General features: G+C 28.8%; 15 protein-coding genes. 12 read left to right on the top strand and 3 right to left on the bottom strand.

Annotation, left to right across the window (positions count from 1 at the left end; all coding sequences use genetic code 11):
* Positions 1-548 precede the first annotated feature (548 nt).
* A complete protein-coding gene (locus T369_RS0102390; RefSeq protein WP_031551257.1) occupies positions 549-1,049 on the top strand; it encodes an acyl-CoA thioesterase in 501 nt (166 codons plus the stop codon).
* Positions 1,050-1,099: 50 nt separating this feature from the next.
* Here T369_RS0102390 and T369_RS0102385 read toward each other — a convergent pair whose 3' ends face one another.
* A complete protein-coding gene (locus tag T369_RS0102385; RefSeq protein WP_031551255.1) occupies positions 1,100-2,821 on the bottom strand; it encodes a phospho-sugar mutase in 1,722 nt (573 codons plus the stop codon).
* Positions 2,822-2,853: 32 nt separating this feature from the next.
* Positions 2,854-3,564, bottom strand: a complete 711-nt coding sequence (gene deoD, locus T369_RS0102380; protein WP_031551253.1) for a purine-nucleoside phosphorylase — start codon at positions 3,562-3,564, stop codon at positions 2,854-2,856.
* A gap of 353 nt (positions 3,565-3,917) precedes the next feature.
* Here deoD and mbhE point away from each other — a divergent pair, with 353 nt between their 5' ends.
* The 11 genes from mbhE to T369_RS0102325 all read left to right on the top strand — a co-directional run bounded on the left by mbhE (position 3,918) and on the right by T369_RS0102325 (position 14,757).
* Positions 3,918-6,281 carry a hydrogen gas-evolving membrane-bound hydrogenase subunit E gene (mbhE, locus tag T369_RS0102375; protein WP_031551251.1) on the top strand — a complete coding sequence of 788 codons (2,364 nt, stop codon included), beginning with the start codon at positions 3,918-3,920 and terminating at the stop codon, positions 6,279-6,281.
* Positions 6,271-6,696 carry a Na(+)/H(+) antiporter subunit B gene (locus T369_RS0102370; protein ID WP_006364753.1) on the top strand — a complete coding sequence of 142 codons (426 nt, stop codon included), beginning with the start codon at positions 6,271-6,273 and terminating at the stop codon, positions 6,694-6,696. The genes mbhE and T369_RS0102370 overlap by 11 nt, the downstream gene beginning before the upstream one ends.
* On the top strand, positions 6,696-7,055 hold the full coding sequence (locus T369_RS0102365) for a sodium:proton antiporter (RefSeq protein WP_031551249.1): 360 nt from the start codon (positions 6,696-6,698) through the stop codon (positions 7,053-7,055). The genes T369_RS0102370 and T369_RS0102365 overlap by 1 nt, the downstream gene beginning before the upstream one ends.
* A complete protein-coding gene (locus tag T369_RS0102360) occupies positions 7,048-8,529 on the top strand; it encodes a proton-conducting transporter transmembrane domain-containing protein (protein WP_031551247.1) in 1,482 nt (493 codons plus the stop codon). Before T369_RS0102365 ends, T369_RS0102360 begins: the two co-directional genes overlap by 8 nt.
* A gap of 3 nt (positions 8,530-8,532) precedes the next feature.
* Positions 8,533-9,030, top strand: a complete 498-nt coding sequence (locus T369_RS0102355; protein ID WP_031551245.1) for a Na+/H+ antiporter subunit E — start codon at positions 8,533-8,535, stop codon at positions 9,028-9,030.
* Positions 9,023-9,313, top strand: a complete 291-nt coding sequence (locus tag T369_RS0102350) for a monovalent cation/H+ antiporter complex subunit F (protein WP_006364757.1) — start codon at positions 9,023-9,025, stop codon at positions 9,311-9,313. The genes T369_RS0102355 and T369_RS0102350 overlap by 8 nt, the downstream gene beginning before the upstream one ends.
* Entirely contained in the window at positions 9,300-9,665 is a 366-nt protein-coding gene (locus T369_RS0102345) for a cation:proton antiporter (RefSeq protein WP_031551243.1), read from the top strand. Before T369_RS0102350 ends, T369_RS0102345 begins: the two co-directional genes overlap by 14 nt.
* Before the next feature lie 205 nt (positions 9,666-9,870).
* A complete protein-coding gene (gene glmM, locus T369_RS0102340) occupies positions 9,871-11,214 on the top strand; it encodes a phosphoglucosamine mutase (RefSeq protein WP_031551241.1) in 1,344 nt (447 codons plus the stop codon).
* Between the two features lie 846 nt (positions 11,215-12,060).
* Positions 12,061-12,789 carry a metal ABC transporter ATP-binding protein gene (locus tag T369_RS0102335; RefSeq protein WP_031551238.1) on the top strand — a complete coding sequence of 243 codons (729 nt, stop codon included), beginning with the start codon at positions 12,061-12,063 and terminating at the stop codon, positions 12,787-12,789.
* The gene (locus T369_RS0102330; protein ID WP_006364761.1) at positions 12,782-13,618 is read left to right on the top strand and encodes a metal ABC transporter permease subunit; all 837 of its coding nucleotides are present in this window, start codon (positions 12,782-12,784) and stop codon (positions 13,616-13,618) included. The genes T369_RS0102335 and T369_RS0102330 overlap by 8 nt, the downstream gene beginning before the upstream one ends.
* A gap of 203 nt (positions 13,619-13,821) precedes the next feature.
* Positions 13,822-14,757, top strand: a complete 936-nt coding sequence (locus T369_RS0102325; RefSeq protein ID WP_031551235.1) for a metal ABC transporter substrate-binding protein — start codon at positions 13,822-13,824, stop codon at positions 14,755-14,757.
* 51 nt (positions 14,758-14,808) lie between these two features.
* On the opposite strand, the gene T369_RS0102320 is transcribed toward T369_RS0102325, so the two are convergent.
* Complete coding sequence (locus tag T369_RS0102320) at positions 14,809-15,951, bottom strand: FtsX-like permease family protein (protein ID WP_031551232.1); 1,143 nt, start codon at positions 15,949-15,951, stop codon at positions 14,809-14,811.
* Position 15,952: the final 1 nt, after the last annotated feature.

Raw genomic sequence — 15,952 nt, 5'->3', positions numbered from 1 at the left:
GTATATAAATTTTTATAATAAATTAATTTTTTAGAGTAGTATTACAAATATATTATATATTTCTAATTAATTTTTTGTTATACTATTAATACGTACAGAGTTGAAGAGGCTAAAAAACAAGTTGATGAAACTAAAAAAACTACTGAAGAAGCTAGTAAACAAGCTAAAGAAGCAGCTGAAAGTGGTCAAAAAGTAGCAGATGAAGCTACTAAAAATGTTCAAAAAGCTGGTGAAGAAGCTGCCAAAACAGGAGAAGAAATGGCTAAAAACGCTCAAAAGAGCGCTGAAGAGACTGCTAAAATGCTCAAAAAGCAGCAAATTCAAATAATGACTAATATATAGTAATCATTATTACATTTAATAATGTAATTTTTATAAAGAATTTAACTTTAAGATAGAAAAAAGTTAAATCCTTAATTTATTATTGAAGCCTATTTTAATAATATTTAGTTTAAATATATTATTTTCTATTAATTTATGTTACAATGGGCTATGTACTCTAAATTTTTAGATATTAGTAAACAAAACCATTAAGGAGAAAATATTTAATGCAAGAAGTTATGAATTATAAAGATACTAGGGTTGAAAACTATCACACTATTTACCCTAACCACATGAACAGACACGATACACTATTTGGTGGCCAAACATTGTATTGGCTTGATGATGTACAAGGACTAGTTATCCGTAGATACACTCACCTACCATTCTTTACTGCAAGTATTGATACTTACCAATTTTTAGATGTAGTTCATCGTCACGAAGCTCTTATAATTGATAGTTACATTTCAAGAGTTGGTACACGAAGCGTTGAAATCTTTGCTGAATTAAGTGCATTTAATCATGAAACTAGACAAACTAGATTAGTAGGTATTTGTTTCTCAACTTTTGCCATCAATAGAGAGACTATATTAGAAAAACCTCTACCAAAAGTAGAATATACTGATGAAATTTCAAAATTTGTAAGTAGTAGCTATGCCGATAGACAAAGCGGTAAGTTAACAGCTAGAGAATTTTGTAAAGAGTATTTAAAATACTATAATAAATAATTTTATTATAAAAAAGGAGTGAGTCGATAACTCACTCCTTTTAATATTTATTAGTCGATTGAATAAAGTAATTCTAATACTTTTTCTTCGAATTTAACTAATTTTTCTTCTGCAACTTTTTTATCAGCATCTTTAACATAGATATAAAGTTTTACTTTTGGTTCTGTTCCACTTGGACGTAATGTATACCATGATTCATCAGAATAACTGAATTTAACCGCATCCGTTTTTTCGATATCAATTGCTTTTTCTTCACCAGTAGCTACATTTTTTTCTTTTTGTACTAGATAATCAGTGATAGCTACTACTTCACTACCTGCTATTTCACGAGCAAAGATTTCACGATATTTCTCCATCATACGTTTAATTCTTTGAGCTCCTGCTGCTCCTTCTAGTACGATTGAAATAGTTTTATCTAAGTAATATCCATATTTTTCATAGAATGCATCTAATACATCTACTAATGTTTTACCTTGTTTTTTATAGAATGCTGCTGCTTCTACTAATAACATAGCAATAGTTACACCATCTTTATCACGTAAGAATGTTCCTACATTATATCCAATACTTTCTTCATATCCCATAACATAGTTTTTCTCACCCGTATTATCCCACTCATTAGGTAATGCACAGATGTTTTTAAATCCTGTAAGTACGTCAATTACTTCTACTCCGTATTCTTTACATAGTGGCTCTACCATTTTAGAAGTAACGATAGATTTAACTAAAACTGGATTTTCAGGTAATTTATTTTGTTTAGCAAGATTTTCAATAACATATTGAACTAATACTGCACCAGCTTGGTTACCATTTAGAGATACAACTTCTCCATTATGAATAACTTCAACTGCTAGACGGTCACAGTCAGGATCAGTTGCTATAATTACATCAGCATTAACTTCTTTAGCTAATCTTTCTCCATATTCGAAAGCTGCTGTATCTTCTGGGTTTGGATATTCAATTGTTGGGAAAGTTCCATCTGGATCTTTTTGTTCCTCTACAACATGAACATTGTTAAATCCACGACGTGCTAATACTGTAGTTACAGCTTTGTATCCAGCTCCGTTAAGAGGTGTATAAACTACTGAAATATCTTTATCAATATTTTCATCATTGATTGCACAGTTTAATGATTCTGCATAGAATTTCTCATCTACTTCTTCACCGATGTATTCTAATAGACCTTTTTCTAATGCTTCTTCTTCTGTTAATGTTACATAGTCATCGAAGATATCCATTGAATTAATATATTCAAGAACTTTATCACTTATATCCGATTTGATTTGTGATCCTTCTTGCCAATATACTTTGTATCCGTTGTACTCTTTTGGATTATGACTAGCTGTAATATTAATACCACTAGCAGTTCCTAAGTAACGCACTGCAAATGATAATTCTGGAGTTGGTCTTAAATCTTCAAATAAGTATGCTTTTACTCCATTACTTGCCATTACTAAGGCAGCTAATTTTGCAAATTCTTTAGAGAATAGACGTGGGTCATGCGCAATAGCAATACCTTTTTCTTGTAATCCATTATCAATTATTGTTTGAGCTAATGCTTTAGTTGCACGCGCAATAATGAAACGGTTCATTCTGTTAGAACCCATCCCTACTTTTCCACGTAAACCAGCAGTTCCAAATTCTAATTCTTTATAAAATCTATCTTCTTTCTCTACTTCATCATTTTCTACGCTTTTTAATTGAAGTTTTTCCTCTTCTGTTAATGCAGGGCTATTAAGCCATTTATTATACAATTCTTTATAATTGCTCATATCTTACACCTCTTTATATTTTATTTTTTATTTTATGCTAAGTCTAAAGCTATTTCCATCATTTTTGTAAATGCTGTTTGTCTTTCTTCTGGAGTAGTTTCTTCACCAGTAACTAGTGAATCACTTACTGTTAAAATTGTTAAAGCATTTACTCCAGCTGCTGCTGCGTTAGCGTAAAGTGCTGTACTTTCCATTTCAACAGCTAATACACCCATTTTAATCCAGTTTTCCATAGCTTTTTCATCTGCATTATAGAAAATTTCACTACATAAAATGTTCCCAACGTGCACTGGTTGCCCCATTTCTTTAGCTTTGTTGTAAGCTTTTAAAAGTAAATCAAATGAAGCTGTTAAACTGAAGTTACCTGGAATGTTATATTGGTGCATGTAATTTGAGTTAGTTGAAGAACCTAATCCTAAAATTACATCATATAATTTAACTTGAGGTTGTAGTGCTCCACAAGTTCCAATTCTAATTAAATTTTTAACTCCAAAAGTGTGAATTAATTCATAAGAATAAATACCGATACTAGCTGGCCCCATACCAGTTCCCATTACAGATATCTTTTTACCTTTATAAGTTCCTGTATACCCAAGCATTCCACGCACTTCATTAAAACAAACCGCATCCTCTAAAAATGTTTCAGCTATAAATTTAGCTCTAAGTGGATCTCCTGGAAGTAAAATTGTTTCAGCTATTTCTACCCCATTCGGTTTAATATGTGGTGTTTGTTTTTGTGACATCAGTTAGTCCCCCTGTAATTATTTTTGATAACACTATTATACCTTTTTTTTTATCCTTAAACAAGGGATATCTAAAAAAATAATTATCTATATTTTAATTATGTGTAGATATTATTGAATTCGCTTTTTATATTGTCTATTTGCTGTTAGTTAATTCACATATATATAGTTTGTTAATATATTTTTTATTACAATATTTATAATTCAAATACTTTACTATTTTGATTTATAAATACTCTTAAACTCTCTATTTCATCGACTTTTTTTTACACTAAATCAATATTATTATGGTATTTCAAGCCATTTTATTATATAATGGAAGTTATAATAAAATTTAAGAAAGAGGTTTTTTTATGTTACAATTAGCTGTATTTTTACCAGTAATTGCCATGTTTTTTGTACCTTTCTTGAGAAAAAGTTTCAAAAAAATACATACTGGTAAATTTGTTATAATTGTTCCATTAATTTTATTTCTATATTTTTTATCTAATTTAAAATATATTTATTCTGGTGGAATAATTTATAAAACTCTAGCATTTGCATCTAATATCGGACTTGATATAAACCTAAAACTAGATGGCTTATCACTTCTGTTTGCTCTTCTAATTACTGGAATTGGAACATTAGTTATTTTATATTCATGTTATTATATGAGTATCAATGATGAAAAACTACATAAGTTTTACATATTTTTACTTATTTTTATGTCTGCCATGTTAGGGATTGTTCTTTCCGATAATTTACTAAGTATGTATATGTTTTGGGAGTTAACTTCTGTTTCTTCATTCTTACTTATTAGTTATTGGCATGAAAATGATGCTTCAAGAAGAGGCGCACTTAAATCACTAATTATTACTGTATTTGGTGGTGTCCTTATGCTTGGAGGTATTTTCGTTCTTAACAATATTACTGGAAGTTTTAACATTAGTGAAATAATTAACTTTAGCCGTAACAGCGGATATAATTCAAAATATTCCATTGCTATGGTTCTTATACTTTTCGGAGCATTTACTAAATCTGCACAGTTCCCATTCCATATTTGGTTACCTGATGCAATGGCTGCCCCTACTCCTATAAGTAGTTATCTTCACTCAGCAACTATGGTTAAAGCTGGTATATATTTACTACTTAGAATTGGTATTGTATTTTCATTCACACCAATTTTCGGTAATACGCTTATTATTTTCGGAACAATAACTATGCTTATTGGTTCTATTTCAGCAGTATTCTTAAAAGACTTAAAAGGAATATTAGCATATTCTACTATAAGTCAACTTGGTATGATGACTCTTATGATAGGTATTGCTAATTTAGGATTAAATAATAACAATCATTACATTTATACATTTGCATTTTATGCAGTTTGTTTCCACATAATTAACCATGCTGCGTTTAAAGCAAGTTTATTTATGATTACTGGTATTATCGATCACACATTCCATACTCGAGATATAGATAAACTTCGTGGTATTAAAAATATTATGCCTATAAGTTATATTCTTAGTATTATTGCAGGATTCTCAATGGCAGGAATTCCACCACTTAGTGGATTTTATTCAAAAGAGTATTTCCTAACATCTGTATATAGTTTAACAAGCTCAAGCTTATTCTATATTTTAATAGCTCTATTAGTTGTAATAGGAGCAATTGGTACTGCAGTTTACTCATTAATTCTTTCATTTAAACCTTTCTTAGGAAAATTTGATAAGAATATCCTTGGAAATAGAAAATTACGTCTGCCTAGTATTGGAATTTTTATTTCACCTGCTATTTTAGTATTTTTTGTTATAATAAATACTTTTATTAAAGATTACATCGTAGTACCTGCCCAACAAGCAGCTTTAGCAAGTAATATAACTAAAAATGAAGCTATTACCCATGTAGAACACAGCTTTATTTCAAGCGAATTAATTACATCAATTATCGTAATAATTATTTCAGCTGTTATCTATAAACTTTATGCAAGTAGAAATGTTATTTACAAATATAATCCAAGCATTATTTCAGTTCACGGTTTATACAATAGTTTAGGGGAACAATTACATAAAGGTAGTGGAATATTACACAATACATTTATTACAAATGAACTTAGAAGAAATATGAGCTACATTTTCTGTACTTTATCACTAACAATTATTGGTGGATACTTTGCTATTGGTAGACCAGTTGTTATTAATAAGTTCTCTACAGTACATTATATGAACGTACTACTTGGAATTTGTATAGTAATTTGCTGTGTTGCTCTAGCATATACTTACAATAGACTTGTACTTATTATTCTATCTTCTGGAATAGGATTTATGATGACTGCTCTATATGTTACATTTAGAGCACCAGACCTTGCTATGACACAATTTGTTATTGAATCAATATCAACTATTATTTTCTTAGTTGCATTCATTCTTTTAACAAATAGAACAAAACATATTGAAAAACAACCATTCAAACTTACAAATGCAATTATTGCTACTATTACTGGTATAAGTTTTACACTTATCGGTTTAGTAACTTATGCATATAAAAACCCATCAGAAATCAGCCAATTCTACTTTGATAACGTAGTTGCTTCTGGTGGCGGTAACATAGTAAATGTTATTATCGTTGATTTCAGGGGATTTGATACCCTATTCGAAGTAACTGTAATGACAATGGTAGCATTAATTATTTATGCTATGTTTAGAATTTTAAAAAGAGGAGGATCTAAAGATGAAGACTAATGATGTTATTTTAAAATCACTGTCTGCAATTATTTCAGGTTGCATATTCTTACTCTCTCTTAGTTTGTATTTTGGAGGTCACTTCCTTCCTGGTGGTGGCTTCGTTGGTGGCCTATTATGTACAATGGCTTTAGCTTTAGCAATGTTTACATATGGAATTGATAGAGTTATGAAATTAATTCCTATAAACTATGTTTACGTGACTGCTATTGGACTATTATTTTCTATCGGTACAGCCTTCAGTGGTGTTGTTGCTGGTAAAAACTTCTTTAAACACCACTTCACTCATGTTCATGTTCCTATAATGGGTGAAATGGAACTACACACAGCAGCCATTTTTGACTTAGGTGTTTACCTAATTGTTGTCGGCGTTTTAATGACCGTAATTTTAGCTTTTGGAAAGGATGGTAAATAATGGAATTTTATATGATTATATTATCAGGTATACTCGTTGGATTCGGAGTTTACCTTATGCTTTCTAAAAGTATGATGCGTATAATTATTGGTGTTGGACTATTTAGTCACGCCGCTAACTTAATTATCCTTATTGCAGGTGGATTATATGATGGAGATATTCCGATAATCTCAGAACTTGGAAAAAATTACATTGATCCTATACCTGCTGCATTAATACTTACTGCAATCGTAATTGGATTTGCAGTAACTTGTCTATTAATTTCAATTTATATTGCTAACTATAAACTTAAACGTAGTGACAATGTAATTGAACTTGAGGATGTAGAACATATGAAGGAGGAAAAGATAAATGCATAGTAATTTACCGGTTATACCGATCTTTATACCTCTTTTATTCGCTGCAATAACAATATTATTTAGACGAAGAGTTGGTATGCAAAGATTATTAACTTTCCTTGCTACTACTCTTACATTAGGATTTTCAATCTACAATTTATTTAAAGTAGCGAAACATAAAGTTTTAATTTTAGAAATGGGGAATTGGGCTTCACCATTTGGTATTACCCTTACATTAGATGGCTTAAATAGTATACTTGTAACAACTTCAGGAATAGTATTCTTAGCTACCCTATTCTATTCATATAAAACTATTGATAAAATTCGTGAATTGAGCTTTTTCTACCCTGGTTTCTTATTAATAATGGTTGGAATAAATGGAGCGTTCACAACAGGCGATATTTTTAACCTGTTTGTATTCTATGAAATATTATTAATGGCATCTTACTTACTTCTTTTAGTAGGTATCAACAAAGAACAATTAAAATCATCTATCAGTTATGTATTAATGAATGTTTTTGCAGGTAGTTTATTTGTTATAAGTGTTGGATATTTATATACTATTGTTGGTAGTTTAAATATGGCATATATCTCACAAACTATTTCTAACATGTCAGATAGACGTGGAGTTTACTTAGTTGGAGCAGTTATGATATTCGTCTTCTGTATGAAAGGGGCTCTATTCCCACTATTCACTTGGATGAATAGATCATATGCCGCACCTCCTATATCAGTATCAATTATCTTTGGTGCTTTATTAACAAAAGTAGGTTTATACTCAATTATTAGAACATATGGGTTATTCTACTATGAATCTAGTTTTATTAAATCATACCTACTAGTTCTAGGTGCAATTTCTATTATTGCTGGATGTATTGGAGCAATATATCAAAGTAATTTAAAACAAATTGTAATCTTTAATATTGTAATTTCACTTGGTGTAATGGTATGTGGAACTGCTACTCTTAATACATATGGTGTCAAAGGTGCATTATTCTATGCTGTAAATGATATCCTTCTAAAAGCTGCATTATTTATTGTAGTTGGATTAGTTATTTACACAAGTGGAGTTAAGTTCCTTCAAAAATGTGGGTTAATTAATAAGTATCCATTACTAGCTTGGACTTACTTCATAATTGTATTATCACTTGCTGGTGTACCTCCTTTCAGTGGTTTTTATGGTAAAGCACTTATTATTAGAGGTCTTGTATTAGATAATCACATATATATAGCTACACTTGTTGCAGCTTCTGGATTAATTGTATTCTACTCTCTAGTAAGAATATTCCTTAATATTTTCTATGATAATATTAATAAAACTTTACAACTAAGACCACTTCCAAAAGGAATCTTAGTACCCCTTGTTTCTATTGTTGCAGTTGCATTTTTAATTGGTATATTTTCTAATCAATTGGACGGATTATTTAATAACGGTGTCCAAATGATATTAGATCCGAAAAAATATATTGAGATAGTTCTTGGAAAGGGGGCATAACATATGGCATTACAATTTTTAATTAATATTTTTGTCGGAGTTATATGGATGTTCTATTCTGGAACTTTTAATTCTGAATACTTTGCCGTAGGATTTTTCTGGGGAATGATTATCCTATTTATCTTAAGAAAAACTTTCGCCAAAAGTTTTTTAGGCGATCAACTTTACTACGTTTATATCTATAAATGGATAAAACTTGTAATTATGTTCTTAATTGAATTATTAAAGGCAGATATCAATGTTCTTAAAATGATGTTTAGAAAAGACCTTGATGTTAATCCAGTTATTTTCGAATATCCTTTACAAGTAAAGAAAAACTGGCAAATCACATTATTAGCTAATATGATTACACTAACTCCAGGAACACTTACAGTTAATGTAGGTCATGATAATACAACTCTATTTATTCATTGCCTTGATACTGATGATATCGAAGGAGAAATTGAAGGAATTAAAAATAGTTTTGAAAAAGCGATATTGGAGGTTGATTTAGATGGATAAAATTATGAACTTCACAATAGTTTTAGGAATTTTTGCTAGTATATTAATGATACTCTACTTACTAGTTTATATCGTTAAAAAACCTAGTATTTTCGATAAATTAATAGCGAGTGATTTACTTGCTATGCCACTTATATGCTTAATAGTTTTAGTAAGTATGTACTATAAAACTTTTTCATATATTTCACTTATTCTAATAATCGCAATTATATGTCTAGTTGGTACAGTTGTTACAGCAAGATTCTTAGCTAAGAAGGAGGTATTCAGCGATGATTCTAAATAATATTTTAGATATAATAATAATACTTCTTATTCTTATCTCTATCGTTGCTATGGCAGCAACCGTAATTGGATTTGTAAGACTACCTGATGAATTAACAAAAATTCATGCAGCAGGGGTTACAGGTTCATTTGCAGTAGAATTAATTCTAATAACTGGTTTTATCTATTTTTATAGATACTTACACGTTTTTGAATTCAAGCTTCTTTTAGCTATCGTATTCTTGTTTTTAGTTGCACCAGTATCTGCCCATATGATTTCAATAAGTGCAATTATATATAATAAAAAAGTATATTCAAAAAACAATAAAGATGAAGCTAAAAAGGTGTTAGATGACATCGAAAAATTAAATTAATATATACTAATGTGTTATAAATTATATTTTCCAATATAGCTTATAACACATTTTTTTGTTAGTTTTAATAATTATTGACTTTTCTTACTCAACTTCTTAACAAATTCGATACAAAACCTCTCTAAACCTTGACTTATTTCACTTTATATAGTAATATTCATATTAGATTATAAAATAATTTAAATTAATTTAAGGAGTTATTTTCATGAGAAAATATTTTGGAACAGATGGTATACGTGGAGTCGCTGGCGAAACACTTACCGCTGATTTAAGTTTTAAAGTAGGTAAAGCATTAGGTAAATTACTTACTGATAAAAAAGATCGTCCTAAAGTAATAATAGGAAGAGACACTAGAATTTCATGTGATATGATTGAATATTCACTTACTGCTGGTTTAACTAGTGTTGGTGTCGATGTTATGACTGTGGGCGTTATTCCTACTCCAGCAATTGCCTATCTAACAAAAACAATAGAAACTGATAGTGGAATCATGATTTCTGCTTCACACAATCCATATCAAGATAACGGAATTAAAATTTTCGGTCCAGATGGATTTAAATTAACAGATGAACAAGAATTAGAAATTGAACACTTAATAGATAACGTTGAACAAATTAAAGCAGCTAGCTATGAACATATTGGAAATTTATATAGTGGTAGCGAGCTTTCTCAAAAATATATTCAACATATAAAACAATCTATTTCTGATGATTTATCAGGTATTAAAATTGCACTTGACTGTGCACATGGTGCTACAACTGGCGTTGCCCCATTCTTATTTGGAGACTTAGAAGCAGATATAGAAACTATTGGATGTGCTCCAAGTGGAACTAATATTAACGATAATGTAGGATCAACAAAAATCAATACTATCGCAGAATTTGTTAAAGTTCACAATGTAGATTTAGGATTTGCATTTGATGGTGATGGTGATAGAGTTCTTGCAGTGGATTCAGAAGGTAATGTTGTTGACGGAGATAAAATTATGTTTATTCTTGCTAAACACCTTAAAGAACAAGGTGAACTAAAAGATAACATGGTCGTTTCTACTGTAATGAGTAATATAGGGTTCTATAAAGCAGTTGAAGAACATGGTATGCAATCAGTTAAAACTTCTGTTGGTGATAGATATGTAGTTGAAGAGATGAGAAATAATAACTACTCTCTTGGTGGTGAACAATCAGGTCATATAATACTTATGAACTATGCAACTACCGGTGATGGAATTTTAACAGCAGTAAAACTAGCTGATATTATCAAAACAACTGGAAAATCACTTAAAGAATTAGCAGATGAAGTTAGTATTTATCCTCAAAAATTAGTAAACATCAAAGTTACTGATAAAAAAATCGCTATGGAAGATAAAGAAATTCTTGAAGAATGTGAAAAAGTTGAAAAAGAACTTGAAGGAAACGGACGTATCTTACTTCGTGCATCAGGAACAGAAAACTTAATTCGAGTTATGGTAGAAGCAAGTAGCAATGAATTAACAGATAAATACTGCGAACAAGTTGCAAAAATTGTTCGTGAAAAATATGAAGTAAAATAATTATACTTTACTATAATAAAAAATATTAAAAAATATAAAAAGACTAAAGACTATAATAATCAACATTATAAATAATATTGTGATTTTATATAACTTTAGTTTTTTTATTTTTTCTATATTTTATCTCCTGCAACACTAATAATATAATACTCTAAAAAGTGTATTTTTTACTGTATTTATTACTATAATATTTCAACCAAAATCTTTATATATTCTATACATTATTTTATATATTATTAACCTTAATATTTTCTTAATATTTTTTTAATTACTTCTTACTTTTTTCATAAAAAATTGATAATAAGAAATTTCTTTATATATTTATTGTAATAATCACTTTTTTATAACTTACTGAAATAAAGCCTTATTTTACATTTATACTACAAATAAAAGATGAGTTATTCACAAAATATTTGCCTTTTTATGTAATTTATTACCATATTAATATTTTTCAAAAAAATAATTAATTTTTTTTTAGTTTTTTTTTATTTTTCTCTTGTTTTTTGTATATACTTCTGATATAATCATAAGTGAAGTAATTATATATTACTTCATATGTTCTTTTATTATAAGTCTCCCTAGCTTATAATAAAGACTTTTCATATTTACTCCCTTATTTCTACCTTACAATATTTTTTGTAAGGTAGGTTTTTTTATATCTAAATCTACAAAATTTATAGAATAATTAATTTTTTCACCACATTCTAACTTTCTTATAAGATATTAATTTATGTTTACATAATTTCGATTTCACTCATTTTCTTCACCTTTTCCAACTTTTCACTTGACATTTCTTGTTTCCTAAGGTAAACTTTTGTGTAGTGAGAGAACGAAAGGGTGTACAATATGATAGAGATAAAAAATTTAACAGTTACATATAAAGACACACCTGCTCTTGATAATATTAATGTTACTTTATCAAAATCTAAAATTATTGGGATAGTAGGCCCGAACGGAGCAGGAAAATCCACTCTAATTAAAGCAGTTTTAAATATAATACCCTCTAAAGGGATTATAAAAATTGATAATAAACTTTCTAAAGATCAATTAGATAGAGTTGCTTATGTAGAACAAAAAATTAATATAGACTATAACTTCCCTATTAAAGTTAGAGAATGTGTTTCTTTGGGGATTTATCCCAAAATTGGTTTATTTAAAAATTTAAATAAATCTGACTGGCAAAAAGTTGACGAGGCACTAAAATTAGTTGGATTAGAAGAATTTTCTAATCGCCAAATAAGTGAGCTTTCAGGTGGTCAGTTCCAAAGAGTTTTGATCGCTAGATGTTTAGTGCAAGAAGCAAAATACATTTTCTTAGATGAACCATTTGTAGGAATCGACTCTGTCAGCGAAGAAATCATAATGAATACACTTAGAAAATTAAGAGATAATGGTCATACTATATTGATAGTTCATCATGACTTAAGAAAAGTTCATGCTTACTTCGATGAAGTCTTATTACTTAATAAAAAGCTTATTTCTTATGGCAATACAAAAGAAACATTTACTAGAGAAAATCTAACTCATGCCTATGGTACAGATTTATTCTTTATGGGAGGTGGTTCTAATGATTAAGGAATTTATTGATGGACTTTATAGTTTTCACTTTTTACAAAATGCACTTATCACAGCGATAGTTATTGGTATTGTTGCGGGTGCTGTAGGTTGTTTTATAGTTCTTAGAGGAATGAGCCTAATGGGAGATGCTATTTCTCATGCAGTCCTTCCAGGAGTTGCAATTTCATATATTCTAGGTATTGATTTCTTTATTGGAGCTATTGCATTTGGTATTCTTGCATCGGTTATTATTACATTTATTAAAGGTAATTCCATTATAAAAAGTGATACCGCTATTGGTATTACATTTAGCTCATTCTTAGCTCTTGGAGTTATTCTTATAGGTGTTGCAAAAAGTTCTACTGACCTATTCCATATTCTTTTTGGTAATATTCTTGCAGTTCAAGATATAGATATGTACATTACTATAGGTGTTGGAATATTTGTTCTTTTAGTTATAAGATTATTCTTCAAAGAGTTGCTTCTAACATCATTTGATGAACTTTTAGCAAAAGCAATGGGCATGAAAGTTAACTTCTATCATTATTTACTAATGATATTATTAACTCTAGTCTCAGTTACAGCAATGCAAAGTGTCGGAACTATCCTTATAGTTGCTATGCTTATTACTCCTGCTGCTACTGCATATCTTTATGCAAATAGTCTAAAAACTATGATATTCTTATCTTCTACAATCGGAGCTGTATGTTCTGTATTAGGATTATTTATCGGTTATTCATTCAATATAGCCGCGGGATCTAGTATTGTCTTAACTTTAGCTGCTGTTTTTGTGATTAGCTTTTTCATTGCACCTAAACAACGCTTTATTAGGCACAAACAAAAATAACTTATGTTTCATAAACATAAAATACTAAATAAATATAAATATTATATAATCTCTTTAAGAAGTTGCTCATATTTACTCCCGAAAATCTTTTCTTAAAGATTTTATATTAAAATATTAATTGATAATAATTACTATTATCTAACTATATTTATTTAGTATTTTATATGAAAAAATTAAAAAAATAAATAAAGGAGACCTTCAATATGAAAAAATTAGGTTTTATATCTTTAATATTTATGTTAGCTATAGGATTATTCGCTTGTTCTAATGCTAAACAAAACTCAAATTCAAGCGAAAATAGCAAACTTAAAGTTGTTACTACTAACTCTATTATTGCCGATATTACAAAAAATATTGCTGGAGATAAAATAGAATTACATAGTATTGTTCCAGTTGGTCAAGATCCACATGAATATGAACCACTACCAGATGATGTTAAGAAAACTTCAGAAGCTGATCTTATCTTCTACAATGGTATTAACCTTGAAACTGGAGGTAATGCATGGTTTACTAAGTTAGTTCAAAATGCTAAAAAAGAAGAAAATAAAGACTACTATGCAGTTAGCAAAGGTGTTGATGTGATTTATCTTGAAGGAGAGAATGAAAAAGGTAAAGAAGATCCTCATGCATGGTTAAATCTTGAAAATGGTATGATTTATGCTAAAAATATAGCTAAACAACTTAGTGAAAAAGATCCAAAAAATAAAGAATTTTATGAGGCAAATCTTAAATCATATTTAGAAAAATTATCTCAACTAGATAAAGAAGCTAAAGAAAAATTTAACAATATACCTACAGATAAAAAAATGATTGTAACAAGTGAAGGTTGCTTCAAGTACTTCTCTAAAGCTTACAATGTACCATCAGCTTATATTTGGGAAATCAATACTGAAGAAGAAGGAACACCTGATCAAATCAAAACATTAGTTGAAAAACTTCGTAAAACAAAAACACCTTCTCTATTTGTAGAAAGTAGTGTTGATGAACGTCCAATGCAAACTGTATCAAAAGATACTGGTATCCCTATCTTCGCTAAAATCTTTACTGACTCTATTTCAGAACCAGGTCAAAATGGCGATAGCTATTACAATATGATGAAATGGAATTTAGATAAAATTGCTGAAGGATTAGCTAAATAATTACTCCTACAAACAACTCCCTGTATAAATGTATACAAGGAGTTGTTATTTTTATTCCAACATAATTTTTTTAACATTTAAATCTTTTATCTTATTACTATAGTATAAAATAAAAATTTCATATATTAATACAAATGCTATAAGACTACCAATTACTGAGATTAAATCAAAGTTATATGTTGTTTCGCTATCTAATTTTTCAGATAAAACTTTTAGTAATGTTCTTATTAAAAAATACTGATAAACTGTTCCTAAAACAAAACCTATGTATGCTACTACTCTATAACCTGATAATACTATTTTTGAACATTCACTTTTCGAAAATCCCATAATATTTAAAATAGATATATTTTTTATATTACTGTTAGCAATTACTTCTAATGAAATTAATAATATAGATAGCGATAATATCACACCTATTACCATCATCATAATTCTTATTGTTCCATCGACAAAATCTCTCATACCAAATGCCATTTGAATCATTGAAGAAAATGATAATGCAGCAAAAATAACAAAGAATAATAGGGTTTTATTACTAAATAATACTGTTGCTCTTAATTCTTTAAGGAAGTTTTTATATTGTCTAAATCTTCTTTTTCTAATTTTTTTATTTGTTGAATTTATTTGTTTAAGTAAGTTAATCGTTGGTACATTTAAATTAAACAGTACATAAACAATTGATATTACTAAAAACAATAGTGATGGTAATATGACCATTATTAATAAAAGTTGGGGATGAAAGTTCATTGTAAGTTCAGATAATATATTATCTATATTTCTACTCTCATAAAATTTCGTCATAAACAAATGCGAACTACCATAACCTAATAATGAACCTAAAAATACTAAGAATCCAAAAATAGAAAACTTAGATGCTATAAAGTTATTGCTATAACCTTGAGCTTTTAATATTCCAATTTTATGTTTAGAATCATCAATAAATTGTTTTATATAGAATATTAACATTACCGCTGCACTTATTGATAAGACTGTCCCTGTTATAATTACTACAAATTTAGAAACAATAAGCTGAGCATCATAAAACTTCTTCTGCATTATATTAAATCCCGTAATATCTAGGCCTTTCAAATCCAAATATAAGTTAGAAAAAAGTGTAGTTATAAATACCGCACAAAAACTTACTATCACTACTGCAATTGCTTTTCTTAAATCTTTTAACTGAACTATCATA

The organism is Gemella sanguinis ATCC 700632 (assembly GCF_000701685.1).
Classification (GTDB): domain Bacteria; phylum Bacillota; class Bacilli; order Staphylococcales; family Gemellaceae; genus Gemella; species Gemella sanguinis.
This window is presented reverse-complemented; position numbering and strand designations above follow the sequence as displayed.

Excerpts from the sequence above, each read along its gene's own strand:
- T369_RS0102350 (WP_006364757.1), top strand. The coding sequence starts at position 9,023 with ATGGATAAAATTATGAACTTCACAATAGTTTTAGGAATTTTTGCTAGT.
- mbhE (WP_031551251.1), top strand. The coding sequence starts at position 3,918 with ATGTTACAATTAGCTGTATTTTTACCAGTAATTGCCATGTTTTTTGTA.
- T369_RS0102355 (WP_031551245.1), top strand. The coding sequence starts at position 8,533 with ATGGCATTACAATTTTTAATTAATATTTTTGTCGGAGTTATATGGATG.
- T369_RS0102345 (WP_031551243.1), top strand. The coding sequence starts at position 9,300 with ATGATTCTAAATAATATTTTAGATATAATAATAATACTTCTTATTCTT.
- glmM (WP_031551241.1), top strand. The coding sequence starts at position 9,871 with ATGAGAAAATATTTTGGAACAGATGGTATACGTGGAGTCGCTGGCGAA.
- T369_RS0102385 (WP_031551255.1), bottom strand. The coding sequence starts at position 2,821 with ATGAGCAATTATAAAGAATTGTATAATAAATGGCTTAATAGCCCTGCA.
- T369_RS0102335 (WP_031551238.1), top strand. The coding sequence starts at position 12,061 with ATGATAGAGATAAAAAATTTAACAGTTACATATAAAGACACACCTGCT.
- T369_RS0102360 (WP_031551247.1), top strand. The coding sequence starts at position 7,048 with ATGCATAGTAATTTACCGGTTATACCGATCTTTATACCTCTTTTATTC.
- T369_RS0102320 (WP_031551232.1), bottom strand. The coding sequence starts at position 15,951 with ATGATAGTTCAGTTAAAAGATTTAAGAAAAGCAATTGCAGTAGTGATA.
- T369_RS0102370 (WP_006364753.1), top strand. The coding sequence starts at position 6,271 with ATGAAGACTAATGATGTTATTTTAAAATCACTGTCTGCAATTATTTCA.
- T369_RS0102365 (WP_031551249.1), top strand. The coding sequence starts at position 6,696 with ATGGAATTTTATATGATTATATTATCAGGTATACTCGTTGGATTCGGA.
- T369_RS0102325 (WP_031551235.1), top strand. The coding sequence starts at position 13,822 with ATGAAAAAATTAGGTTTTATATCTTTAATATTTATGTTAGCTATAGGA.
- T369_RS0102330 (WP_006364761.1), top strand. The coding sequence starts at position 12,782 with ATGATTAAGGAATTTATTGATGGACTTTATAGTTTTCACTTTTTACAA.
- deoD (WP_031551253.1), bottom strand. The coding sequence starts at position 3,564 with ATGTCACAAAAACAAACACCACATATTAAACCGAATGGGGTAGAAATA.
- T369_RS0102390 (WP_031551257.1), top strand. The coding sequence starts at position 549 with ATGCAAGAAGTTATGAATTATAAAGATACTAGGGTTGAAAACTATCAC.